Below are 25034 nucleotides of genomic sequence, written 5' to 3'. Positions count from 1 at the left end.
GCATAGTACGCAAATGCCCGGGTTTGCACGTCAATGGGCCACCTGTATCTGGTTGCGCCCGTACGCCTTGGAGGCGTACATCAGCCGGTCGCCGCGCTCGATCAACTGCTGGACCGAAGTGGCGGGCGTGCTCGCCACGCCTGCCGACAGCGTGATGGTCAGCGCGTGCTCGGTGAAGGTTCGCTCCTCGACCAGCGCCAGCAGCCGCTCGGCGGCGATTTGCGCCTCGCCGGCGCTGGTTTCGGGCATGATGATGAGAAACTCCTCGCCGCCCAGGCGCACCTGAATGTCGGTATCGCGAAGCGCGCCAGCGATCGTCGTCGTGACTTCCTTGAGCACCGCGTCGCCGGTGGCGTGGCCGTAAGTGTCGTTGACGCGCTTGAAGCGGTCCAGATCGAACATCACGATGCTCAACTCGCCGCCGTAGCGCCGGCAGCGCTTGAGCTCCTCTTCCAGATGAGCGAGCCCGGCGCGGCGGTTCATGAGCCCGGTCAGGTAGTCGTGGCTTGCCAGGTGATCGAGGCGGGCGTTGGCTTCTCTCAGGCGCTCTTCGAGCTGCTTGCGCTCGGTGATGTCGATGACAAAGGTCACCTTTCGCGACTTGCCGTCGTCGCCCTCGACGCGGGCGGCCTCGGCGATGATGGTGCGTTGCTCACCGTTCTTGCGAAAGACCTCCCATTCCTGACGAATTTCGGTGATATTCCCGCTCTGAAGAAAGTCGTCGTGCATGGCGCTGATACCATCGCGCTTTTCTGGCGAGACCATGATCGTGAAGTGCTGTCCGATCAGTTCGCTTTGGGTATAGCCGTAAAACTCGCAGTAAGCCGGGTTAACCAGCTCAAAGTGGCCATCAGGATCCGTGATACAGATACCGATTGGAGCGCCGTTGAGAACGCTCCACGCATTGCGCTTCGAGCGCTCGAGCGTTTCCTTTAGCTGGTCGGTCGAGATGTCAAGCATCCACTGCCTCAAGGTTTGAGCGTGCGAGCGCTTTTTCGCGCAAGGCCGCAAGACGCTGTGACAGATCCTCACCCAGCGAATTGATGGCGGGCTTGGCGTAGAAGTAGCCCTGCTGGCGCATGATGCCGGCGCGGGCCAGCCACAGCGCCTCGGCTTCGGTTTCGACCCCTTCGGCGATCAGCGAGGTGCCGAGCTCGCGGCCAAGCGTGACGACTGCCTTGAGCAGCGCCTGGCGGCGCACGTCGCTGTCGCAGTGCATGACCACTTCGCGGTCGATCTTGAGCCGGTTGGGGGCGAGCTCGGCCAGAAGATCGAGATTGGCGTAGCCGTTGCCGAAGTCGTCAAGGGCGGTTTCGAACCCCATGGTGCGGTAGGCCTCGATGATGTCGGCCAAGTGCTGACGGTCCTTGACGCGCTCGGTTTCGGTGATTTCGAAGATCAGCCGATCGGCGGGCCAGCCCACGCGGCGCGATACCTCGAGCGTGGCTTGAATGCAGGCGTGGGGCTCGTAAACGGCGTTGGGTAAAAAGTTGATCGAAAGCGCCGTTGGCATGTCGAGGGCGCTGGCCATTTCGATCGCCCGCACGCGGCAGGCCTGATCGAAACGGTAGAGAAGGTCATCGGTGACTTTCGAGAGAATGCTGTAGGCCGACTCGCCGTTCATCCCGCGCACCAGCGCCTCGTAGGCGATGACCTTGGCCGCCGACAGATCGACGATTGGCTGGAAGGCCATGGTGAAGTCGAAGGGCAGCTCGCCTTCGCAGCGTTTACAGTGTCCTTCTACTCGAGCGCAATTACCCATGAAACCTCCCTGCTAATCCCTGTTGGTCGCATCCGTGCCTGCTACGTGCAGGCGTGCGGCGCGATCTTTTAAGCCATAAGGCTTAGTCGTTGGTAGTTTAGTAGCAGGTGTCGGGTTCGTACATCGCTTGCGCTATGGTTTCGACGGGCATTTAACGATTGTTGACGAATGAAGAAACGTTCATGCATAAAAAAACGCCCTGGACGGGCGTAAAGGGGAGGCAAAACGAATCTTCTGATTTAAATGATGCCCGCCTTTTGCAGCGCCAGGCGTTGATCCTGGGTAATGCCGATCTCTTCCAGCACGCTTTGGGTATGTTCACCCAGAAGCGGCGGTGGCATTTGCGAGCTGACCTGGCGGCCGTCGATGCGCACCGGGTTGGCGACCAGATCGACGCTGCCCGCCTGGGGGTGGGGCAGCGTCTGCTTGAGCCCGCGCGCCTTGACGTGGGCGTCATCGAACACCCGGTCCAGCGTGTTGATCGGCCCGCAGGGCACGCCTGCGGCCTCGAGTGCGGTAAGCCACTCATCGAGCGTTGCCTCGGTCATCGCCGCTTCCAGCAGCGGTACCAGCACCTCGCGGTGGGCAACGCGTGCGCCGTTGGTGGCAAAGCGCGGGTCGTCGCCGAGCGCCGGCTGGCCAATCACCTGGCAAAAACGCTGAAACTGGGCGTCGTTACCCACCGCGACGATGATATGCCCATCGCGGGTGGCGAAGGCCTGGTAGGGCACGATATTGGGGTGAGCGTTGCCCAGGCGCTTGGGTGCCTGGCCGGTGGTCAGGTAGTTGCTCGCCTGGTTGGCGAGCACGCCGACCTGAACATCCATCAGCGAAAGATCGATATGGCAGCCCTGGCCTGAATCACGCCGCGCATGGAGCGCGGCGAGAATGGCGTTGCTGGCATACAATCCGGTGAACAGGTCGGTGATCGCCACGCCCACCTTGACCGGGCCGCCGCCGGGGGCATCGTCGGGCTGGCCGGTCAGGCTCATCAGCCCGCCCATGGCTTGAATCATGAAGTCGTAGCCGGCGCGGTGGGCGTAGGGGCTCTGTTGACCGAAGCCGGTGATCGAACAGTAGATCAGCCCCGGGTTGATCGCCTTGAGGCTCTCGAAATCCAGCCCGTACTTCGAAAGGCCGCCGACCTTGAAGTTCTCGAGCAGTACGTCGGCGCTGCGGGCGAGTTCCTTGATTAGCGCCTGGCCTTCGGGTTTTGCCATATCGACGGTGACCGAGCGCTTGCCGCGATTGGCGCACAGGTAGTAGGCGGACTCGCCGCTGTCGGCAAGCCAGGGCGGGCCCCACTGGCGGGTGTCGTCGCCCAGGCCCGGGCGCTCGATCTTGATCACCTCGGCGCCCAGGTCGGCGAGCGTTTGCCCGCACCAGGGGCCGGCGAGCACGCGGGAAAGATCGAGTACTTTCACGCCTTTCAGCGGTGCGGGCGTCTCGCTCATGGGAGCTCCTTGCAAAGCGCGATTTAGAAGAACGCCTGAAGGCCAGTCTGGGCGCGGCCCAGAATCAGCGCGTGCACGTCATGGGTGCCTTCGTAAGTGTTGACCGACTCCAGGTTCACCATGTGGCGAATCACGCCGTACTCATCCGACACGCCGTTGCCGCCGTGCATGTCGCGGGAAAGCCGCGCAATGTCCAGCGCCTTGCCGCAGTTGTTGCGCTTGATCAGCGACACCATCTCCGGGGTCCAGTTGCCCGCATCCATCAGCCGGCCGACCTGCAGCGCCGCCTGGAGGCCTAAGGTGATTTCGGTCTGCATGTCGGCGAGCTTTTTCTGGATCAGCTGGTTGGCGGCGAGCGGGCGGTTGAACTGCTTGCGATCCAGGGTGTACTGGCGCGCGGCGTGCCAGCAGAACTCGGCAGTGCCCATCACCCCCCAGGCGATGCCGTAGCGCGCCTTGTTCAAGCAGCCAAACGGGCCTTTGAGACCGCTGACGTTGGGTAGCAGGTTCTCTTCGGGCACGAAGGCGCCGTCGAGCACGATCTCGCCGGTGATCGAGGCGCGCAGCGACACCTTGCCTTCGATCTTCGGCGTGGAAAAGCCTTCAACACCGCGTTCGACGATGAAGCCCTTGATCTGATTGTCGTGGGCAGAGGATTTCGCCCACACCACGGCGATATCGGCGATCGGGCTATTGGTGATCCACATCTTGGCGCCGGTCAGGCGGTAGCCGCCGTCGACCTTTTCGGCCCGGGTGATCATCGAGCCCGGGTCGGAGCCGTGGTCCGGCTCGGTGAGCCCGAAGCAGCCCACCAGCTCGCCGGTGGCGAGTTTGGGCAGGTATTTCTGTTTCTGCTCTTCACTGCCGTAGGTTTCGATCGGGTACATCACGAGCGAGGACTGCACGCTCATCGCTGAGCGGTAGCCGGAATCGACCCGCTCGACCTCGCGAGCGATCAGCCCGTAGGCCACGTGATTGACCCCGGCGCCGCCGTACTCCTCGGCCACGGTGGCGCCGAGCAGGCCAAGCTCGCCCATTTCGGTCATGATGTCGCGGTCGAAGCGCTCCTCGCGGAAGGCGCCAAGCACGCGCGGCTGAAGATTCGCTTGGCAATACTCGTGCGCGGCGTCACGAATCTGGCGCTCGTCGTCGGAAAGCTGCTGTTCGAGCAGCAGCGGGTCGTCCCAGTTGAAGCCTGACATGGCGAAAGTCCTCTTGATGAGTTCGCGCCAGATCGTTGGGGAGTCGCAACCTGGCCGTTCGATGAATGTATCGCTGTTATTATAAAATATCTACATTTTAATAAAACGGCGACGTTAGTCGATGCCGCGATCGTGCAATACCTGGGTGATGATGGGCACCGGTGTCATCAGATGATCGCGCATCATCGCTCCGGCCCGCGCACCGTCGCGGGCCAGTATCACGTCGACCAGCGCGCTGTGCTCCTCGTGCTTGCGCGCAAGGGCGCTTGCCGACATCACCGTTTTTTTGAGCCACAGGTGGCGATAGCGCTCGACCTGGTTGAAGAGCGAGGCACGCATTTGGAGGAGGTGGGGGGAGTTACAGCCGCTGGCGATGGCGGTGTGAAACGCCTGGTGGCGAAGATCCCAGGTATCGAGTAGTTCATCCGGCGTGCTGACGGCGGTGACCTTGCCAAGGCGGTGGGCGGTGGCCAGCACCTCCGCTTCCCAGTCGTCGTCGCCGCGCTCGATGGCGAGCCCCAGCACCAGGCCTTCGAGCTGGGCGCGGGCGTCGTAGATGTCGTTGAGCTCGGCAAGCGACATGGGGGCGACGCGGTAGCCGCGCTGACTGATGGCAACGACCAGTCGGTCGGCGACCAGTTGGGAGAGCGCCTCTCGAAGTGGACCGGTGCTCAGCCCGTAATGCTCTTTCAAGCGGCTCATCAGAAGCTTTTCGCCTGCCTGAAAACGCCCGCGGATGATGTCGCGCTTCAAATCGCGGTAGGCGCTGATGGCCAGGTTGGGTCGAGAGGTGCTGGTCGGCATCGAGGGTCCTGTCAAAGCGTGAAGGTGGCCAAAAATGGCGGCCATTATCGGTGTATTTTGACAATTTAGCATAATGGGTGTGACTTCTGCGGCTCCCGTGGTAGCGCCTTTCAAGCGTTGAAACGGCGCTTTGGGGCGGGTGGGCATGGCACTATCGTCCCATTAACGTTTGTTTTGAAACCGTGCTAACGTCAGCTCAACGGTGCTTGCAGCGCTCTTGAACCCGAAGCGAGCGCGCCGATTATAACGCTACCGTGTAATACCGCCTTGATTTGCCTATTCGACAAAGACCCAAAAGGACAGAGGCAATGCCCATGAAAACGCTCAAATACGCCGTCGCCACTTCCATGCTTGCGCTTGCGCTACCCGCCAGCGCCCAGCAGCTCTCGATCGCCACCGGCGGTACCGGCGGGGTGTATTACCCCATCGGCGGGGGCCTGGCCGAGATGATCAACAATCACATCGAAGGCGCCCAGGCCACTGCGGAAGTCACCGGCGCCTCGGTCGAGAACATGGGCCTGATCATGCGTGGCGACGCGGATCTGGCCACGGCCTTGGCGGACACGGTCTACCAGGCCTACACCGGCACCGGCGATTTCGAAGGTCGTCAGGTCGAAAACATCCGCGCGCTGGCCTCGCTCTACCCCAACGCGGTGCAGCTGGTGGTGCTGGCGGAATCCGATATTCAAAGCATTGAAGATCTGGCCGGCAAGCGCGTCTCCGTCGGCGCACCGGGCAGTGGCACCGAGCTCAACGTCAACGCGCTGCTCGAGTCCAACGGCATCAGCTACGACGACTTCGAGCCGCAGCGGCTGAACTTCAACGAAACCGCCGATGCCATTCGCGATGGTGACATCGACGCCGGTTTCTGGAGCGTCGGCCCGCCGACCAGCTCGATCATGAACCTGGCGGCCACCCGGGACATCCGCCTGATCGGCCTCTCCGACGAAGAGATCGCCAACGCTCAGGAAGAGGAGGCGGTGTTCGCGCCCTACGAGCTGGCCGCCGACCTTTACGACGGCATGGACGAAGCGGTGCAAACCATCGGTATCCCCAACGTGCTGGTGGTCAACTCGGACATGGACGAAGAGCTCGCCTACCAGCTCACCGAGCTTCTGTTCGAGCACACCGACGAGCTGATCGCGGTGCATCCGGCGGCCAACGACACCACCGTGGAGTTCACCATGGAGTCCACCCCGGTGCCGCTGCACCCCGGTGCGGTGCGCTACTTCGAAGAGACCGGCGTCGAGATTCCCGATCGCCTGCGTCCCTGACCGCGCGTTTTGACCCTACGTAGAGGCGTTTGCTCATGCAGTGGTGTGCACTACCGCTGATCGCGCTTTCGCTTTGGACACTGCCGCACGCCGGCGCCTGGGCTCAGGCGCCGGCGCGTTTGCTTATCCAGAGCGATGCCGGCGAGATCCTGCTCGATGCACCGGCCCCGATGGGCAGCCGCTGGTGCATGGCGTGGAACCATTCCGTCGCGCACTTCACCGTGCTCGACTGCTACCAGAACCAGGGGGGGCGCATGGTGCTCGAGCGCAGCCACCAGCCTGACTTCGCCGCCGGGCTTGGCCATATCGAAGGGCGCGGCGTGCAGGTCTCCGACGGCGAGGGCGGCTACTGGATCAACGCCATCGACGAGCCGGTCCAGGGCAATCGCTACCTGCTGCGCGTCGGCGCGCCCACCGTCGATCACCGCATCGTATGGCCCGATGACGAGCGCGCGCCGGTGAGTATCAGCGCGCGCGCCGCCGGGCAGCGTGTCAGTATCGAGCTCGTCACCCCAACCGATGCTGGTGCTGGCTAGGTGACCGGCACTCCCCTCACTTTTGATTCTTTAACCTTTTCGAGGACGCCATGAGCGAATCCACTCAACCGCCGGTGGTCATGCCAGGTGCCAACGCGGTGCAGCCGCGCGCCGCGCTGTGGGCGATCACACTGGTCGCGGTCGCCCTGTCGCTGTTCCAGCTCTACTCGGCGGGTATCCAGCCGCTGGGGCTCTTCTACCAGCGCAGTATCCACCTGGCGCTGATCATGCTGCTGGCGTTTCTGATGTTTCCGGCGTTCGGGCCGACGCGCGGGCGCGGCGTGCTCGGCTGGGCGCTGGACGCGGTGTTCTTCGCCGGTGCGCTGATCACCGGCGGCTATCTGGTGCTGTTTCTCGACGAGATCATCAACCGCGCCGGGTTCTGGAACCAGACCGACATCACCGTCGCGATCATTGCCACGGTGACGGTGCTCGAGGCGAGTCGCCGGGCGGTGGGGCTCGGAATGACGATCATCGGGCTGATCGCGATCGTCTACGCCCTGGCCGGGCCGCGCGGCGAATTGCCCTGGCTTGGCGAGTGGCTGCCGGGCATCATGGCGCACCGCGGCTATACCCTGGATCGGGTCGCGGGGCAGCTCTATCTGGGCCAGGAGGGCATCTTCGGGCTGCCGCTCGGCGTTGCCGCCACTTATATCTTCATTTTCGTGCTGTTCGGTGCCTTTCTTGAAAGTACCGGGGCGGGGCGGTTCTTCATCGACCTGGCCTACGCCGCTACCGGGCGCCAGCGCGGCGGTCCGGCGAAGGCCGCGGTGCTCGCTTCGGCGGGCATGGGGTCGATCTCCGGCAGTGCGATCGCCAACGTGGTGACCACCGGCGCGTTCACCATTCCGCTGATGAAAAAGCTCGGTTACAAGGCCAAGCAGGCCGGCGGTATTGAGGCCGCCGCCTCCACCGGCGGGCAGATCACGCCGCCGCTGATGGGCGCCGGTGCGTTCCTGATCGCCGAGTACACCAACACGCCGTATCTGGAAATCGTCAAGATCAGCATTCTGCCGGCGGTGATGTATTTCGCCACGGTCTATCTGTTCGTGCACATCATCGCGCTCAAGCAGGGTATGCAAGGCATGCCGCGCTCGGAGCTGCCGAAAATGCGCAACGTCATGCGTGACGGCTGGCACTTTCTGCTGCCGCTGGCGGTGCTGGTGTGGCTTCTGATGATGAACCTGTCGCCCATGCGGGTGGGCTTCTACGCGGTGGTCACCATGGTGGCGGTGGCGGTCATTCGCTACGCGCTGTGGTACTTCTTCGTCGCGCCGAACCAGGGTGAACCGGTGACCCTCGAGCGCACGAAAGCGGTCGTCTGGTCGGGGCTGACCAAACTGGTCGAAGGGCTGGAGCTCGGTGCGCGCAACGCCGTGGCGGTATCGATGGCCTGCGCCGTGGCCGGCATTATCGTTGGCGTAGTGGGGCTGACGGGCCTGGGCCTCAAGTTCTCCTCGATGATGCTCGCATTCTCCGGCGGCAACCTGGTACTGGCGCTGGTCATGGTGCTGTTGGCGAGCCTGGTGCTGGGCATGGGGCTTCCGGTCACCGCGAGTTACATCGTGCTGATCGTACTGGTCGGCCCGGCGCTGACCAGCGAGTTCGGCGTGCCGCTTCTGATCGCACACCTGGTGGTGTTCTGGTACTCCCAGGACTCCAACGTGACGCCGCCGATAGCCCTTGCCGGCTTCGCCGGGGCGGCGATCGCCGGCAGCAAGCCGATGGAAACGAGCTTTCAGGCGTGGAAGTTTGCCAAGGGCCTTTATCTGATCCCGCTGTTCATGGTGTTCAACCCGGAGATCATCATCGGTGGGCCCGTGCCGGTGGTGATCTGGAACGCGGTGATCGCGCTGTTCGCGCTGTGCGCCTTCGCGGCCTCGCTCGAGGGCTACCTGTTCACGCGAATGTCGCTCATCCCGCGGCTGGCCATTGGTGCGGCGATCTTTGGCGTCTTCTACCCCAGTCTCTGGACCGAGATCGCCGGCGTGGTGGTCATGGCGGCGGCGATTCTCGCCAACTATCTCGCCAGCCGGCGCGAGGCGCAGGCGGTAAGTAGCTGACCCGAGCCGCTGTTCAAGCGGCGCACAAAAAAGCCCGGAACGTCGTTCCGGGCTTTTGCGTTTCAGGGCCGTGGCCCGTGAGGAGCGTCTGGTTAGAAGATCGACTCCGCCGCGCCGGAGCCCTGGGAGCCGCTGGCTTCCTCGAACTCGGGGCTCACCGTGCGTGCCTGGTAGGAGGGCAGGTGATCCTCACGGAACAGCTCCGTGATGCCGCCGGGCTGGTTGTCGTAAAGACGTCGGCCGCTATTCGGGTCGACCCGGGCGGTGACCACGTTACTTGGGCGCTCCGGTACCGCCGAAGGCGTGCCCGCGAGCGCCTGGCCCATGAAGTCGATCCAGATCGGCAGTGCGGCGCTGGCGCCGTACTCGGCGGTGGTTTCGTTGCTGTCCTTGCCCACCCACACCGTGGTGACCAGATCGCTGTTGAAGCCGGCGAACCAGGCGTCACGCTGGTTGTTGGTGGTGCCGGTCTTGCCGACGATGTCGTCGCGATCGAGGCTTAGCGCGGCGCGCCCGGTGCCCGAGGTGATAACGTCGCGCAGCATGTCGCGCAGGATGTAGACCGCGCCCGGGTCGGCTACGCGCGGGGCGATCGGGTAGGTCTTGCCGTCGATCTCCACACTCTGCTGGCCCTCGGCACAGCTGGCGCAGGCGACCTGGGGCGTAGCTTCGTCCAGCACCTCGCGGTCTTCGTTACGCGTGACGCGCTCGATGAACCAGGGCGAAACCTGGAAGCCGCCGTTGGCGATGACTGCGTAGGCGTTGGTCATTTCCATCGGCGTGAGGCTCGCGCTGCCGAGTGCCAGCGACAGCCCGCGCGGCAAACGATCCACCGAGAAGCCGAAGCCTTCCAGGTAGTCGATCGTCGGGTTGACGCCCATCGCCTGCAGCACGCGAATGGTGACCAGGTTGCGCGAACGCGCCAGAGCCGGGCGCAGGCGCATCGGACCCTGGAAGTCGCGGCTCGAGTTCATCGGTCGCCACAGCGAGTTGCTGCCATCGTCGACCACCAGCGGTGAGTCATTGACCACGCTCGCCGCGGTCATGTCGCCGTCGTCGAGGGCGGCCAGATAGATGAACGGCTTGAAGATCGAGCCGGACTGGCGCTGGGCCTGAATGGCGCGGTTGAACTTGCTGGCGTTGAAGTCGAAGCCGCCCTGCAGCGCCAGAATGGCGCCGGTGCGCGGATTCTGAACCACCAGCGAGCCTTCGATGTCCGGGCGCTGTGAGAGACGCACCGTGCCGTCTTCGTTTTCCACTACGCGCACCAAGTCGCCGCGTTCGGCGATCTGGCTGGCACTGGTAGGCTCACCGCCGCGGCTTCTCGGGCTCTGGTAGGCGCGCGCCCAGTTCAGTCCGTCCCAGGCGATGGTCTTGAGCTCACGCTCGCGGGTCAGCACCTGCATTTCGCGGCCGCTGCTTTCGACCACGATGGCTGGCTGAAGCAGGCCGAAATTCGGCGTGCGCTCGAGCACCTGCACCCAGTTGGAAACGTCGCCGTCGATGCCCTCGACCACGGTCTGGCTGCGCTCGGCGGCCTGGCGTGCGGTCTGGCGAATTTCCGGCGATTCGGAAAGCTCTTCCTCGAGGCCCTGGGTAGTGGTCTGCTCCTGGGCTTCGACCAGGCTCGCGGCGATGTCGCTCTGCTCCGGCCCGCGCCAACCGTGGCGGCGGTCGTAGTCGATCAGGCCGTTGGCCAGCGCCTCGCGCGCGGCGGGCTGAAGCTCGCTATCGATGGTGGTATAGATGCGGTAACCGCCGGTATAGGCGGTATCACCAAAGCGCTCGACCGCGTACTGGCGCGCCATTTCCGAGACGTAGGAGGCGTCCACTTCGGTTTGCGTGTAGTGCCGGCGCGCGGTGACCGGCTCCTGAACGGACGCCTGGTAGGTGTCGTTGTCGATATAGCCGAGCTCGCGCATGCGAAACAAAATCCAGTTACGGCGGATCAGCGAGCGCTCGGAGTTGGCCAGCGGGTTGAACGCGGAGGGCGCCTTGGGCAGGCCAGCGATCATGGCGGTTTCGGCAAGCGTTAGCTCGGAAAGCGGCCGGTCGTAGTAGGTTTCCGCGGCGGTAGCGATGCCGTAGGCACGGTTGCCCAGAAAGATCTTGTTGACGTAAAGCTCGAAGATCTGCTGCTTGGAGAGCACCTGCTCCATCTGCAGCGCCAGCAGAATTTCACGGATCTTGCGGGTGAAAGTCTGGTCGAGGGTCAGCATGTAGTTACGCGCGACCTGCATGGTGATGGTCGAACCGCCGGATTGAATGGCGCCGCCGCTGCTGGCAAGCTCCACCGCGGCGCGGGCCAGACCCCGCGGGTCGACACCGGCGTGTTCGAAAAAGTTCGAATCCTCGGCAGCGATCAGCGCGTTGACCATGTTCTGGGGGATTTCATCGTAGTCGACGACCATGCGGCGCTCTTCGCCGAACTCGCCGATCAGCCGGCCATCGCTGGTGAGGATGCGAAGCGGCGTGTGCAGTTCGAAATTCTGCAGCTGGCGAACGTCGGGCAGCCCCGGTGAAAAGTAAATGGCGGCGGCGACCACTGCCAACGCTGCGGCGCCCGTGAGGGCGACCACTGCGGAGAACAGTGAGACGAGGAGAGTTCGTAAAAACTTCATGAACAGAGGGCATCCGTGGAAATAAGAGAGAGACGGCGTCCAGCTGGCCGTAGGGCGCGATTGGCCACCATTATAAGAAGCCTGCAGGTCGGCCACCAGTGTTGATATGCCATGATGGCCTTAACGTGTCGCGCTGTCGAAAATAAGGTAACCTCGACGCTGCTCGAAAAAACGATAAAACCAAACGGGATCACATGCGCCTACCAACGTCTGGAAAGGGGTTGATCGGGGTCGATATCACCTCGGCCACCGTTAAGCTTTTAGAGCTCAAACAGCTGGATAGTCACTATCAGGTGCAGAGTTACGCCGTGCGTCCGATCAATGAGGGCGCCGTGGTGGAGCGCCGCATCAAGGACATCACCCATGTGGCGCAAGTACTTCGCAGTGCCGTCGAGCAGGCCAGGCCCATGACGCGCAAGGCCGCCGTCGCTGTTCCGGTCAGCGCCGCGATCACCCGTACCCTGAGTTATCCCGCCGCCCTCGGCGAGGAGGAGATCGAGGCGCGCATCATCGAGGAGTACGACCGCCATATCCCGTTTCCGTTCAACGAGGTGGCCTTCGACTTCCAGCGCCTGGGGCCGGTACCCGGCGACGAAAGCCAGCAGCAGGTGATTCTGGTGGCGTGTCGCCAGCGCGACGTCACTCAGATGACCGATACGCTCATCCAGGCCGGGCTCGAGCCCGCCGCGGTGGATGTCGAAACCTTTGCCGTCGAGCGCGCCTTTGGCGAGCTTGAGCGCCAGCTCGCCGATCGCGACGCCAACGGCAGCGTTGCGCTGGTTGATCTGGGCGCCAAAATGAACGCTTTTCACGTATTGACCAACGGGCGTATTACCTACAGCCGCGACGCGGTTTACGGCGGGCGCCAGCTCACCGATGCGATTCGCGAGCGCTACGGGCTGACCAACGAGGAAGCCGGGCTTGCCAAGAAGCGCGGTGGCCTGCCCGAGGATTACGACGCTCAGGTGCTTGCGCCCTTCATCGACACCATCGTCCAGCAAGTCGGGCGGTCGCTGCAGCTTTACTACACCGCCGGGCGCACCCGCCAGGTCGAGCAGCTGGTGCTCGCCGGCGGCTCGAGCGTGATTCCGGGCCTGGCCGAGCGTCTCGCCGAGGAGAACGGCCTGACGGTGACCCAGGCCAACCCGTTTCATCGCATGAAGATCCACCGGCGGCTCAACGCGCGCGGTCTGGCCAGCGATGCGCCGGCCATGCTCACCGCCTGCGGGCTGGCCATGAAGGTGAGCCAATGAGTAGCATCAACATCAACCTGTTGGCCTGGCGCGAGGCGCGCCGCGAGAAGCGCACCCGTAAGTTCTACGGCGTGCTGGTGCTGGCGCTGGCGCTGGGCGTTCTGGTCGCGCTCGGCGTCTCGATGATCTACCAGCACGAACTCGACGAACAGAAGCTGCGCAACGAGTACATTACCCGCCACGTGCAGGAGCTCGAGCGCGAGATCGAGGACGTCAAGCGCTACCAGGCCGACGCCGCCCAGCTCGCCACCCAGCTCGAACTCTTCAAGGCGCTGCAGAGCGAGCGCCTGGATACCGTGGCGCTGTTCAACGCGCTGGCGGCGAGTTTGACCGATGGCGTGGTCTACGAGCAGTTGACCCGCCAGGGCCCCAGGATCAGCGTGAGCGCGAGCGCCAACGACGAGCGTCAGGTCTCCGAACAGCTGCGCCGTATCGCCCGCGTGCCTGACTTCGCGGTGCCGGTGCTGTCCGAGGTGACCCGCCTGCCGGACTCCCAGGGCCGGCGCTTCACCTTCGATGTCGTGCAAAGCCTGCACAGCGTCAGCGATGCGGCCGCCGCCGGGGAGGCCGCGCCATGATGAGTCGTGCCCGCATGCGTGCCGAGTGGCAGCGCCTGAAGGAGGTAGAGCTTCAACAGCTGGATCTCAAGGAGGCTGGAAGCTGGCCCATCTTCTTGCGGGTGCTGTGCGTGACGCTGGTGTTCGCGCTCGCCTTCGGCGCGCTGATCGCCTGGCAGGTCAGCGACAAACGCGCCAAGCTCGCCGAGGCAAAGCGCGAGGAGGCGCGGCTTCTGAGCGACTACCGGGTCAAGGCCTCGGAGGTGGCGCTACTGCCCAACGTACAGAATCAGCTCGAAACGCTTGAAACCCACATGACGCGCATGCGCGCGATGCTGCCCACCAGCGTCGAGATTCCTTCACTGCTCGATAGCATCAGCGACGCGGCCGTGGACAACCGCCTGACCATCGAGGGGATTCGCCTCGGCGCGCCGGTGGTCAACGAGCACTACATCGAGCACCCGCTGGATATCCAGGTGCGCGGCGGCTTCCACCAGCTCGGGCGCTTCATTGCCGACATCAGCCAGCTGGCGCGGATCGTGACCCAGCACGATTTGACGCTCGCCTCGACCGAACCCGGCAGCGAAGCGCTGCGCCTTTCGCTGGTCGCGCGCACCTATAGCTATATCGACGAGAGCGACGAGCTGCCGGGCGAAGGGGGAACGCCATGATGCGACGCATAATGGCGCTTGTGCCGCTGGTGGCGCTTGCCGGCTGCAACGATGCTCAGCTCGATCAGCTCGACGCCACGCTTGCCGATATTCGCCGCGCGCCGAGCACCCAGGCCCCGCTCGAGATCGCGCCGTTTCCCGAGCCCCAGGTTTTAAACTACCGATATAGCGAGTCGCGAAGCCCGTTTTTGGCGCCTGAACGGCTCACGCGCAGTGAGACAATCGCTTCGCGCAATAGCGCCCTGGCCCCGGACACCCAGCGACCGCTGGAGCCGCTCGAGGCCTTTGCGCTCACGTCGCTGCGCCTGGTCGGCACGCTCACGATGGGAGGGCAGCGCATCGCTCTGATCGCCACGCCGGATGGCAGCGTGGTCAACGTGCGCGAAGGCAACCACATGGGCGCCAACTACGGTGAAATCACCCGCATCACGCGTGACGAGGTCACGCTGGTCGAGCGCATCTTCGATGAGCGGGAGGGCTGGCAGCAGAGCCCGGCGGCGCTTTCGCTGCCTTAGCAACGCGCCGAACAACCACCTTCGCGAGGGTCTGTGTGAAAAGTCGACGCGCGTAGACACTCATACAGAGCCTGACGTTTATCCGGAAACCCTTGTTTATGGTCACCATCGTCCGCTCTACCGCATTTCTTCTGCTTTTGTCATGGCCCTTGCTGGGCGCCGCCGCGCTTTTGACCGATATCGACGTGCGCGAGGCGCCCCAGGGCGAGGTCGAGCTGCTGCTCTCCTTCGATGGCGCACCGGGCGAGCTCACCGGCTACGCGCTGGAGTCGCCGCCGAGGCTGGCGCTGGATCTGGCCAATACCCAAAGCGGGCTCGCCGAGCGCACGCTCTCGGTTAGCCAGGGCGGCGTCGAGCGCATTACCACGCTTGAAGGCGGCGGGCGTACGCGTCTGATCGTCGATCTTGCCGGCGCCCACACCTTTCGCGCCGCGCCGTCGCCGAGCCGGCTGAGCGTCTTTCTCACACCCACCGGCGCTGCCAGCCCGCCGCCGGTCACTGTGGCACCGGTGGCCGCCGCGCCGACCGCGAGTCCAGCACCCGTCTCGATGCCTGCGGCCGTCAGCGCAGGCCCACGCATCGAGGATATCGACTTTCGCCGCGGCGCGAACGGTACCGGGCGGCTTCTGGTTACCTTCAGCCAGAGCGGCGTGGAGGCCAGCGTCGAGGAGGGGGGGCTCGGCGTGGTGCTGGCCAATCTGCCAGGCGTTGCGCTGCCCGCATCGCTGGATCAGATTCTCGACGTCACCGACTTCGCCACACCGATCAACCGCATCACGCCACGCACCACCGCGCGCGGCGTGCAGCTCGAGCTGCAAACCCAGGGGCCTTACGCGCTGCTCTCGTCGCAAAGCGGGCGGGTGCTGACCGTCGATGTCGAGCCCGTTGCCACCCCCACCGATTCGCTTGCCCAGCGCGATGAAGAGCGCTTTACCGGCGACCGGCTGAGCCTTAACTTCCAGGACATCGAGGTGCGCTCGGTGCTGGCCACACTTGCCGAGTTCACAGGGCTCAACCTGGTCGCCAGCGACAGCGTCACCGGGCGGGTGACGCTGAATTTGAACGACGTACCCTGGGACCAGGCGCTGGCGCTGATTCTGCAAAGCCAGGGGCTATCGAGCCGCGAGCAGGGCAACGTCATCGTGATCGCTCCGGCCGGGGAGCTGGCCGAGGTCGAGCGTCAGGAGATCGAGTCGCGCAACCAGCGCCAGACCCTGACGCCGCTGGTCACCGAGTTCATCGAGGTGCGCTACGCCCGCGCCGAGGACTTCGCCCAGCTACTGCGCGGCGGCGACGGCTTCGGCCTTCTGACCGACCGCGGTCGGGTGAGTGTGGATCAGCGCACCAATACGCTGCTGGTGCAGGACACCGCCGACCAGCTTCGCGAAATCGTGGCGACCCTGGACCGGCTCGATGTGGCCGTGCGCCAGGTGCAGATCGAGGCGCGCATCGTCATCGCCCGCGACACCGCTTCCCGCGAGCTCGGCATCAACTGGGGGCTTTCCAGCACCCGTGGCTTCCAGCCGAACGAGTTCGGCCAGCAGGTTCGTCGTGACCTCAACCCGCAGGGCCTCAACCGTGCCCGGGGAGGGCTTGCGGTGGATCTCGGCCCCGGCTCGGTCGGTGCCACCGGCTTCAGCTTTGGCTATCTTTCCGGCGATGTGCTGCTGGATCTCGAGCTTCGTGCACTCGAGAGCGAAGGCAAGAGCCAGACGATCTCCCAGCCGCGTATCATCACCGCCAACCAGCGCACCGCCACCATCCGCCAGGGCGAGGAGCGGGCGTTTCAGAGCGTGGACGTGCAGGGCAACCCGGATACCCAGTTCAAGGAAGCCGAGCTATCGCTCGAGGTGACGCCGCAGATCACTCCGGACAACCGCATCATCATGGACTTGGTGATCAAGAACGACAGCTTCCGCGAAAGCGAATTCGGCGGCGAGCCGCCCATCGATACCAACCAGATCGAGACCCAGGTACTGGTGGATAATGGTCAAACCGTGGTGCTTGGCGGTATCTTGACCACCGAGCAGCTCAGTCAGATCGCCAAGACCCCACTGCTGGGCGATTTGCCGCTTCTTGGACGGCTGTTTCGCTACACCCAGGAGAGCAATGACAAGGTAGAGCTGTTAGTGTTTATTACTCCACGACTACTCGATGACGGTTTGGCGGTTCGCTGATGCAGGATTTACCCAACCTTTTTCTGGTCGGCCCCATGGGGGCCGGCAAAAGTACCATCGGCCGCTTGCTGGCCGCCGAGCTTTCGCGCTCCTTTTTTGACAGCGATCACGTCATTCAGGACCGCTGCGGCGCGGACATCCCCTGGATTTTCGACGTCGAAGGCGAGCCTGGCTTTCGCCTGCGCGAAAGCCAGATGATCGACGAGCTCACCCGCCTGCCTGGCGTGGTGCTGGCCACCGGCGGCGGCGCGGTGCTGCGTGAGGAGAACCGCCGGGCGCTGCGCGAGCGCGGTACCGTGGTCTATCTGCTAACTACCGTCGAGCAGCAGTTAAAGCGCACGGCCCGCGACAAGAATCGCCCGCTATTGCAGTGCGAAAACCGCGAGCAGGTGCTCAACAACCTGTTCTCACAGCGCGACCCGCTTTACCGCGCCACTTCCGATATTACCGTGCGCACCGACCGGCGCAGCCCGCGCGCGGTGGTCAACGACATTCTGCGCCGAGCCCGACGGCTCAACGACCCGCTGACCGACGCCGCGCCCACCCACTTCCGAGTATCGTCATGACGTCACACGCCCAACGCACCCTCGACGTGTCCCTGGGGGAGCGCAGCTACCCCATTCATATCGGCCGCGGCCTGATCGGTGAGCCCGGCGTGCTGGCGCCCTACCTGGCGGGCCGCCAGGTCATGGTAGTGACCAACGACACCATCGCGCCGCTCTATCTCGATACGCTGGTCGCGGCGCTGCCCGCCGAGTGCGAGGTGCGCACGCTGGTGCTGCCCGACGGCGAGATGTACAAGAACCTCGAGCAGGTCGAGCGCATCTGGGATGCGCTGCTCGGCGCTGGCTTCAATCGCCGCTGCACGCTGGTGGCCCTTGGCGGCGGGGTGATCGGCGACATGGTCGGTTTCGCCGCCGCCGCCTATCAGCGCGGCGTGGCGTTCATCCAGGTGCCGACCACGCTGCTCTCTCAGGTCGACTCCTCGGTGGGCGGCAAGACCGGCGTCAACCATCCGCTGGGCAAGAACATGATCGGCGCCTTCCATCAGCCCAAAGCGGTGCTGATCGATACCGACACACTGGCCACGCTGCCCGCCCGCGAGCTTTCCGCCGGGCTTGCCGAGGTGATCAAGTACGGCCTGATTCGCGACGTGGCGTTTCTTGGCTGGCTCGAGGCGAATATGGCCGCGCTTCGCCGCATTGATGCCGAGATGGTCAGCGAGGCGATCGCCGTGAGCTGTCAAATCAAGGCGGATATCGTCGCCGAGGATGAAACCGAGCAGGGCGTGCGGGCGCTGTTGAATCTGGGCCACACCTTCGGCCACGCCATCGAGGCGCACCAGGGCTACGGCCACTGGCTGCACGGCGAGGCGGTGGGCGCCGGCATGGTGATGGCGGCCACGCTCTCTTGTGAGCTTGGCATGATCGACGCCGCCATGCTGGCGCGCGCCAAAGCGGTGATCGAAAGCGCCGGGCTACCGCTGGCCGCACCTTCGAACATGGGGCGCGAGGATTTTCTCGACCGCATGCGCCTGGACAAGAAGAACATCGACGCGCGGCTTCGATTGATTCTACTGCGCGCGCTCGGTGAGGCGGTGATCAGCGACGAAACCCCGCCCGAGACCCTCGATACGCTGCTCGACGCCTACCCGCGCCGCGCTTGAACCCCGCAATCCGGGGCCTTTACCCGCTTTTAGCGCGGCCCGCCACGATCTCGACCCGCCATGATGGCGGGTTTTTTGTGCCTTCCTGCGTCACGCGGCGCCGATGCATCCTTAAATCGGTATGCCGTATGCGCTATCGGCATGGGTTTTTGGGCGATTATTAGACTAAAGTCTATGTCCCTGTAGTGGGCGCCTGATCGAACAGTGTTCACTTTTTAAGTGATTGACGCATCTATGTTTTTTTACGTAATGAAGTCGCAAATGCAGGATTTGACAAGGATTTTTTGACACTTTGCCGGGTAAGGCGATTGCGCTGCAGGGGGGCAAGTGGCTATGCTGAGCGGCCATTTTCCTGAGGCAGCGAACGCAAAAGAGCAGGGGCTCGGGCGGGAATCGGTGGCGAAAAATAAAAAGAAAACCTGCTATTAAAGCACAAGTTCGTTGTTAGTAAAATACCTTGACTAGAGGCACGCCCATGAACAAAGGTCTTCATCAGCCTGGCGAGTTTCGCGATAACTGCGGCTTCGGCCTTATCGCGCACATGCAGGGAGAAGCCAGCCACGATCTTTTAAAGACCGCCATCGAGTCGCTGACCTGTATGACCCACCGCGGCGGTATCGCCGCCGATGGCAAGACCGGCGACGGCTGCGGGCTTTTGTTGAAAATGCCGACCCGGTTCATGCGCGATATCGCCCGCGAGGCGCTCGATGTCGAGCCTGGCGAGCATTTTGCCGTAGGCGTGATCTTTCTTCCCGATGACGATGCGCGCGCCGACGCCGCCCGCGAAACGCTCGAGCGCGAACTCGACGCGCGCGGCCTCAAGCGCCTGGGCTGGCGGAAAGTGCCGGTTGATGAGAGCGTGTGCGGCCCGATGGCGCTTGACTGCCTGCCCCGCATCGAGCAGCTGTTCATCGAGCCAGGTGAAAGCGATAACTTCACCGTCGATCTGTTCATGGCGCGCCGCTACGCCGAGCAGGCGCTGAAGAAGGAAGAAGACTTCTACGTCGCCTCGCTCTCCGCCGAGGTCGTCTCCTATAAAGGTCTGGTGATGCCGGAGGATCTGCCGGCGTTCTACAAGGATTTGAACGACGAGCGCCTTGAAACCGCCATTTGCGTTTTCCACCAGCGTTTTTCGACCAATACCGCGCCGCGCTGGCCGCTGGCGCAGCCGTTTCGCCTGCTCGCCCACAACGGCGAGATCAACACCATCGAGGCCAACCGCGGCTGGGCCAACTCCAGGAAGGCCAACTTCGCCAGCGAGCGCCTGCCGGATATCGTCGAGCTCGACGAGATCGTCAATACCACCGGCTCCGACTCCTCGAGCATGGACAACATGCTCGAAGTGCTGCTCACCGGCGGCATGGAGCTACACCGCGCGGTGCGCATGATGGTGCCGCCGGCCTGGCAGAACGTCGAGACCATGGACGCGGAGCTGCGCGCGTTTTATGAGTACAACTCCATGCACATGGAGCCCTGGGATGGCCCGGCTGGCGTGGTCATGACCGACGGCCGCCAGGCGGTGTGTATGCTCGACCGTAATGGCCTGCGTCCGGCGCGCTGGGTGATGACCAAGAACGGCTACATTACGCTTGCCTCCGAAACCGGCACCTACGGCTACAAGCCGGAAGACGTGGTCGCCAAGGGTCGCGTCGGCCCGGGCCAGATGCTTGCCGTCGACACCCAGACCGGCGAAGTGCTGCATACCGACGACATCGACAACCGCCTGAAGTCTGCCTACCCCTACAAGCGCTGGCTCAAGGAGCAGGCCAATTACCTCGAGTCCGCGCTCACCGAGCTTGCGCGCTTTCAGAGTATGGATGTTGAGGCCCTCGGCGTGCAGCAGAAGATGTTCCAGATCACCTTCGAGGAGCGCGACCAGATCCTGCGTCCGCTGGCGGAAAGCGGCCAGGAGGCGGTCGGCTCGATGGGCGACGATACGCCGATGGCGGTACTTTCGAGCCGCCCGCGCCTTCTGACCGACTTTTTCCGGCAGAAATTCGCCCAGGTAACCAACCCGCCGATCGACCCGCTGCGCGAAGCGATCGTGATGTCGCTGGAAACCTGCTGCGGCGCCGAGCTCAACGTCTTCAAGGCGACCCCGGAGCACGCCCACCGCTTGATTCTGACCACGCCGATCCTGTCGCCGCGCAAGTTCACCGCGCTGGTCAGCCAGGACGACCCGGCGTTCGCCAGCTGCCGCCTGTCGCTTGGCTACAACCCGGAAGAGACCAGTCTCAAACAGGCGGTCGCAGCGCTCGCCCAGCGCGCCGAGCAGCACGTGAAAGAGGGCTGCGTGCTGCTGGTGCTAAGCGATGCCGAGCTGCCCAGGGGCGAGGTGCCGATTCAGGCCGCGCTCGCCGTGGGCGCGGTGCACAGCCACCTGGGGCGGCTGGCCATGCGCCCGATGGCGAACATCATCGTCGAGACCGGCTACGCCCGCGACGCCCATCAAATGGCGGTGCTGTTCGGCGTGGGCGCCACGGCGGTCTACCCCTGGCTTGCCTACCAGGTGATGGCGGACATGCACCGGGTCGGCGAGCTGACCGGCAATCCGGCGGATGGGCGCGAGAACTACCGCAAGGGCCTGCAGAAGGGGCTTTTCAAGATTCTCTCGAAGATGGGCATCTCCACGCTCGCCTCCTACCGCGGCTCGATGCTGTTCGAAGCGGTCGGGCTCAATGATGAGATCATGCAGACCTGCTTCGTCGGCATGGCCTCGCGCATTCAGGGCGCCGGTTTCAGCGAGCTGCAGATGCAGCAAACGCTGCTGGCCAGGGACGCCTGGACGCCGCGCAAGGGGCTCTCCCAGGGCGGGCAGTTCAAGTACGTGCACGGTCACGAGTACCACGCCTACAACCCGGACGTGGTCAAGACTCTGCAGGCAGCGGTGCAGGAGGGCAGCTACGCGAAATGGAAGAAATTCGCTCAGCTGGTCAACGAGCGCCCGGTGGCCACCATCCGCGATCTGTTGAAGCTCAAGCAGTCCGGTGACTCCATCGCGCTCGAGGAAGTGGAGTCCGTCGAGAATCTGCTGCCGCGCTTCGATAGCGCCGGCATGTCGCTTGGCGCGCTCTCCCCGGAGGCCCACGAGGCGCTCGCCCAGGCGATGAACGAAGCCGGCGGACGCTCCAACTCCGGCGAAGGCGGCGAAGATCACGCCCGCTACGGCACCATCAGAAGCTCCAAGATCAAGCAGATCGCCTCGGGCCGCTTTGGTGTGACGCCGTCGTACCTGGTCAACGCCGAGGTGCTGCAGATCAAGGTCGCCCAGGGTGCCAAGCCCGGCGAAGGTGGTCAGCTGCCCGGCGGCAAGGTCAACGAGATCATCGCCAAGCTGCGCTACGCGGTGCCCGGTGTGACGCTGATTTCACCGCCGCCGCACCACGACATCTACTCGATCGAGGATCTGGCGCAGCTGATTTTCGATCTCAAGCAGGTCAACCCGGAGGCCCAGGTCTCGGTCAAGCTGGTCTCCGAGCCCGGTATCGGCACCATCGCCACCGGCGTTGCCAAGGCCTACGCCGATCTGATCACCGTCTCCGGCTACGACGGCGGCACCGCGGCGAGCCCGCTGACCTCGATCAAGCACGCCGGCTCCCCCTGGGAGCTCGGGCTGCCCGAGGTGCACCAGGCGCTGCGCATCAACGGGCTGCGCGACAAGATTCGCCTGCAAACCGACGGCGGCATGAAGACCGGTCTCGACGTGGTCAAGGCGGCGATTCTCGGCGCCGAGAGTTTCGGCTTTGGCACCGCCCCCATGGTGGCGCTGGGCTGCAAGTACCTGCGTATCTGCCACCTGAACAACTGCGCCACCGGGGTCGCGACCCAGGACGACTACCTGCGCGGCGAGCACTTTCGCGGCACCGTCGACATGGTCAAGAACTACTTCCGCTTCATCGCCGAAGAGGTGCGCGAGCTGATGGCGATGCTGGGCGTGCGAAAGCTCACCGACCTGATCGGCCGTACCGATCTGCTCGAAGCGGTGGAAGGGCTGACCCCCGCCCAACGTGGGCTCGATTTGACGCCGCTTTTGAAGAACGACTTCGTGCCGGCGGACGCGCCGCAGTTCTGCACCGTTAGCCGCAACGTGCCCCACGACCCGGGCGCGAAGAACCAGGAAGTGCTCGAGGCGATCAAGAGCGCCATCGAGAATCGCAGCGGCGGTGAGTTCGAGTTCACCATCACCAACTGCGATCGCAGCGTCGGCGCGCTCTCGTCTGGCGCCATCGCCAAGCGTTACGGCGAAGAGGGGCTGGAAGACGCTCCTATCACCGCGCGCTTCACCGGGGTGGCCGGGCAAAGTTTCGGCGTCTGGAACGCGCGCGGTCTGAACCTGTACCTCGAGGGCGACGCCAACGACTACGTCGGCAAGGGCATGAACGGCGGGCGTATCGTCATCGTGCCGCCTGCGGTCAGCGAGTTCGAAAGCCACAAGACGGCGATCGTCGGCAATACCTGCCTGTATGGCGCGACCGGTGGCACGCTGTTCGCCGCGGGCGTGGCCGGCGAGCGTTTCGGGGTGCGCAACTCCGGCGCCACGGCGGTCATCGAAGGCGCGGGCGATCACTGCTGCGAATACATGACCGGCGGGCTGGTCTGCGTGCTGGGCGAAACCGGCGTCAACTTCGGCGCGGGCATGACCGGCGGCTTTGCCTACGTGCTCGATGAAGAGCGCAGCTTCGTCGACAAGTACAACCACGAGCTGGTGGAGATCCACCGCATCAACACCGAATCGATGGAGGCGTACCGCCGTCACCTGCGCGAGATGATCGAGGCCTACGTGGCCGAGACCGGCTCCAGGCGTGGCGCCGCCATCCTCGAAGACTTTAGCGACTACGCGCGCCACTTCTGGCTGGTCAAGCCGAAGGCGGCGAGCCTGGGTAGCTTGCTGGATCAATCCCGGCGTCAGCCGCAGTAACCGTGAGCCCACGCTGAGAGGAGAGAGATCATGGCCAACCGTTTGAACAACGATTTCCAGTTCGTCGACGTGGGTCGCAAGGACCCACAGAAAAAGGAAGCGCGCACCCGCGCTAAAGAGTTCGCCGAAATCTACGAGCCGTTCAAGCCGACGGACGCGGCGAGCCAGGCGCACCGCTGCCTGCACTGCGGCAACCCGTACTGCGAGTGGAAGTGCCCGGTGCACAACTACATTCCCAACTGGCTGCAGCTCGTTGTGGAAGGCAACATCATCGAAGCCGCGGAGCTTTCCCACAAGACCAACTCGCTGCCGGAAGTCTGCGGGCGCGTCTGCCCTCAGGATCGCCTCTGCGAAGGCGACTGCACGCTCAACGACGGCTTCGGCGCGGTCACCATCGGTTCGGTGGAGAAGTACATCACCGACACCGCCTTCGCCATGGGCTGGCGCCCGGACATGTCGAAGGTGGTCTGGACCGACAAGAAAGTCGCGATCATCGGCGCTGGCCCTGCTGGGCTGGGGGCTGCCGACATTCTCGCCCGCGGCGGCGTCAAGCCGGTGGTGTTCGATCGCCATCCGGAGATCGGCGGGCTTCTGACCTTCGGTATCCCCGAGTTCAAGCTCGAGAAGAACGTCATGGAGCGCCGTCGCGCGGTGTTCGAGGAGATGGGCGTCGAGTTTCGCCTCAACGTCGAGATCGGCGTGGACATCGAGTTCGACACTCTGGTGCAGGAGTACGATGCGGTGTTCCTCGGCATGGGCACCTACCAGTACATGGAAGGCGGCTTCCCCGGTGAAGACCTGCCCGGCGTCTACAAGGCGCTCGATTTCCTGATCGCCAATGTCAACCGGCGTTTGGGCTTCGAGAAGGACCCGGCGGACTACATCTCGATGGAAGGCAAGCGCGTGGTGGTGCTAGGCGGCGGTGACACTGCGATGGACTGTAACCGCACCTCGATTCGCCAGAACGCAGCGAGCGTGACCTGCGCCTACCGCCGCGACGAAGAGAACATGCCGGGTTCGCGTCGCGAAGTGGCCAACGCCCGGGAAGAGGGTGTCGAGTTCCTCTTCAACCGCCAGCCCGTCGCCGTGGTCGGCGAAGGCAAGGTCGAGGGCGTGAAGGTGGTGCGCACGCGCTTGGGCGAGGCCGACGAAAACGGCCGCCGCCGCCCGGAAATCGTGCCCGGCTCCGAAGAGGTGATCCCGGCGGATGCCGTCGTGGTCGCCTTCGGCTTTCAGGCAAGCCCGATCCCCTGGTTCGAAGGCTCGAGCATCGAGGTGTGCGAGCGCAACCTGGTCAAGGCCCCGGAGCACGGCCAGTTCGCCTTCCAGACCACCAACGAAAAGATCTTCGCCGGCGGCGACATGGTGCGCGGCTCGGATCTCGTGGTCACCGCCATCCATGAAGGCCGCCAGGCCGCCGAGGGCATTCTGGATTACCTGGGCGTTTGATTCTTCCTTGTCAGATCAGCAGGCCGTGATCCCACGGCCTGTTTTTTGGCGCAAGGGTGGCTCGGCAGTGGGGCCGACCAGTTCAAATTGAGCCTTCAGGCGAGCTCTGGTA

18 protein-coding genes are annotated in these 25034 nt (G+C 64.1%); 12 read left to right on the top strand and 6 right to left on the bottom strand.

Annotated elements, in window-relative coordinates:
• Nucleotides 1-30: 30 nt before the first annotated feature.
• The 5 genes from ACGK9R_RS09310 to csiR all read right to left on the bottom strand — a co-directional run bounded on the left by ACGK9R_RS09310 (nucleotide 31) and on the right by csiR (nucleotide 5222).
• Nucleotides 31-960 (bottom strand): diguanylate cyclase, encoded by a 930-nt coding sequence (locus tag ACGK9R_RS09310; protein WP_394580496.1) that lies wholly within the window; start codon nucleotides 958-960, stop codon nucleotides 31-33.
• Complete coding sequence (locus tag ACGK9R_RS09305) at nucleotides 953-1762, bottom strand: EAL domain-containing protein (RefSeq protein ID WP_394580494.1); 810 nt, start codon at nucleotides 1760-1762, stop codon at nucleotides 953-955. Before ACGK9R_RS09305 ends, ACGK9R_RS09310 begins: the two co-directional genes overlap by 8 nt.
• A gap of 239 nt (nucleotides 1763-2001) precedes the next feature.
• On the bottom strand, nucleotides 2002-3216 hold the full coding sequence (locus tag ACGK9R_RS09300) for a CaiB/BaiF CoA transferase family protein (protein ID WP_394580492.1): 1215 nt from the start codon (nucleotides 3214-3216) through the stop codon (nucleotides 2002-2004).
• Between the two features lie 23 nt (nucleotides 3217-3239).
• A complete protein-coding gene (locus ACGK9R_RS09295; protein WP_394580490.1) occupies nucleotides 3240-4418 on the bottom strand; it encodes an acyl-CoA dehydrogenase in 1179 nt (392 codons plus the stop codon).
• A gap of 114 nt (nucleotides 4419-4532) precedes the next feature.
• Entirely contained in the window at nucleotides 4533-5222 is a 690-nt protein-coding gene (gene csiR, locus ACGK9R_RS09290) for a DNA-binding transcriptional regulator CsiR (RefSeq protein WP_394580488.1), read from the bottom strand.
• A gap of 314 nt (nucleotides 5223-5536) precedes the next feature.
• Between csiR and ACGK9R_RS09285 the strand changes: the two genes are divergently transcribed.
• From ACGK9R_RS09285 to ACGK9R_RS09275, 3 genes are read left to right on the top strand one after another with little or no spacing between them, the layout of a single operon-like run.
• On the top strand, nucleotides 5537-6496 hold the full coding sequence (locus ACGK9R_RS09285; protein ID WP_394580486.1) for a TAXI family TRAP transporter solute-binding subunit: 960 nt from the start codon (nucleotides 5537-5539) through the stop codon (nucleotides 6494-6496).
• 35 nt (nucleotides 6497-6531) lie between these two features.
• Nucleotides 6532-7032 (top strand): DUF1850 domain-containing protein, encoded by a 501-nt coding sequence (locus ACGK9R_RS09280; protein ID WP_394580484.1) that lies wholly within the window; start codon nucleotides 6532-6534, stop codon nucleotides 7030-7032.
• A gap of 50 nt (nucleotides 7033-7082) precedes the next feature.
• Nucleotides 7083-9095 carry a TRAP transporter permease gene (locus ACGK9R_RS09275; RefSeq protein ID WP_394580482.1) on the top strand — a complete coding sequence of 671 codons (2013 nt, stop codon included), beginning with the start codon at nucleotides 7083-7085 and terminating at the stop codon, nucleotides 9093-9095.
• Between the two features lie 92 nt (nucleotides 9096-9187).
• On the opposite strand, the gene ACGK9R_RS09270 is transcribed toward ACGK9R_RS09275, so the two are convergent.
• Nucleotides 9188-11716 (bottom strand): penicillin-binding protein 1A, encoded by a 2529-nt coding sequence (locus tag ACGK9R_RS09270; protein WP_394580480.1) that lies wholly within the window; start codon nucleotides 11714-11716, stop codon nucleotides 9188-9190.
• Between the two features lie 194 nt (nucleotides 11717-11910).
• Here ACGK9R_RS09270 and pilM point away from each other — a divergent pair, with 194 nt between their 5' ends.
• The 9 genes from pilM to ACGK9R_RS09225 all read left to right on the top strand — a co-directional run bounded on the left by pilM (nucleotide 11911) and on the right by ACGK9R_RS09225 (nucleotide 24922).
• Nucleotides 11911-12969, top strand: a complete 1059-nt coding sequence (gene pilM / locus ACGK9R_RS09265; RefSeq protein WP_394580478.1) for a type IV pilus assembly protein PilM — start codon at nucleotides 11911-11913, stop codon at nucleotides 12967-12969.
• The gene (locus ACGK9R_RS09260; protein WP_394580476.1) at nucleotides 12966-13547 is read left to right on the top strand and encodes a PilN domain-containing protein; all 582 of its coding nucleotides are present in this window, start codon (nucleotides 12966-12968) and stop codon (nucleotides 13545-13547) included. Before pilM ends, ACGK9R_RS09260 begins: the two co-directional genes overlap by 4 nt.
• Nucleotides 13544-14197 (top strand): type 4a pilus biogenesis protein PilO, encoded by a 654-nt coding sequence (locus ACGK9R_RS09255; protein ID WP_394580475.1) that lies wholly within the window; start codon nucleotides 13544-13546, stop codon nucleotides 14195-14197. Before ACGK9R_RS09260 ends, ACGK9R_RS09255 begins: the two co-directional genes overlap by 4 nt.
• Nucleotides 14194-14712, top strand: coding sequence for a pilus assembly protein PilP (locus ACGK9R_RS09250; RefSeq protein ID WP_394580473.1), 519 nt, complete (start codon nucleotides 14194-14196; stop codon nucleotides 14710-14712). The genes ACGK9R_RS09255 and ACGK9R_RS09250 overlap by 4 nt, the downstream gene beginning before the upstream one ends.
• Before the next feature lie 98 nt (nucleotides 14713-14810).
• Nucleotides 14811-16889, top strand: coding sequence for a type IV pilus secretin PilQ (pilQ, locus tag ACGK9R_RS09245; RefSeq protein WP_394580471.1), 2079 nt, complete (start codon nucleotides 14811-14813; stop codon nucleotides 16887-16889).
• On the top strand, nucleotides 16889-17455 hold the full coding sequence (gene aroK, locus ACGK9R_RS09240) for a shikimate kinase AroK (RefSeq protein ID WP_394580469.1): 567 nt from the start codon (nucleotides 16889-16891) through the stop codon (nucleotides 17453-17455). Before pilQ ends, aroK begins: the two co-directional genes overlap by 1 nt.
• Nucleotides 17452-18555 (top strand): 3-dehydroquinate synthase, encoded by a 1104-nt coding sequence (aroB, locus tag ACGK9R_RS09235; RefSeq protein ID WP_394580467.1) that lies wholly within the window; start codon nucleotides 17452-17454, stop codon nucleotides 18553-18555. The genes aroK and aroB overlap by 4 nt, the downstream gene beginning before the upstream one ends.
• Before the next feature lie 475 nt (nucleotides 18556-19030).
• On the top strand, nucleotides 19031-23473 hold the full coding sequence (gltB, locus tag ACGK9R_RS09230) for a glutamate synthase large subunit (protein ID WP_394580465.1): 4443 nt from the start codon (nucleotides 19031-19033) through the stop codon (nucleotides 23471-23473).
• Between the two features lie 30 nt (nucleotides 23474-23503).
• A complete protein-coding gene (locus ACGK9R_RS09225) occupies nucleotides 23504-24922 on the top strand; it encodes an FAD-dependent oxidoreductase (protein WP_394580463.1) in 1419 nt (472 codons plus the stop codon).
• Nucleotides 24923-25034 lie beyond the last annotated feature (112 nt).

Origin of the sequence: Halomonas sp. HNIBRBA4712, assembly GCF_043558675.1 — a bacterium.
Taxonomy (GTDB): domain Bacteria; phylum Pseudomonadota; class Gammaproteobacteria; order Pseudomonadales; family Halomonadaceae; genus Vreelandella.
Note: the sequence above shows the minus strand (reverse complement) of the source record. Positions and strands in the feature narration are given on the sequence as shown.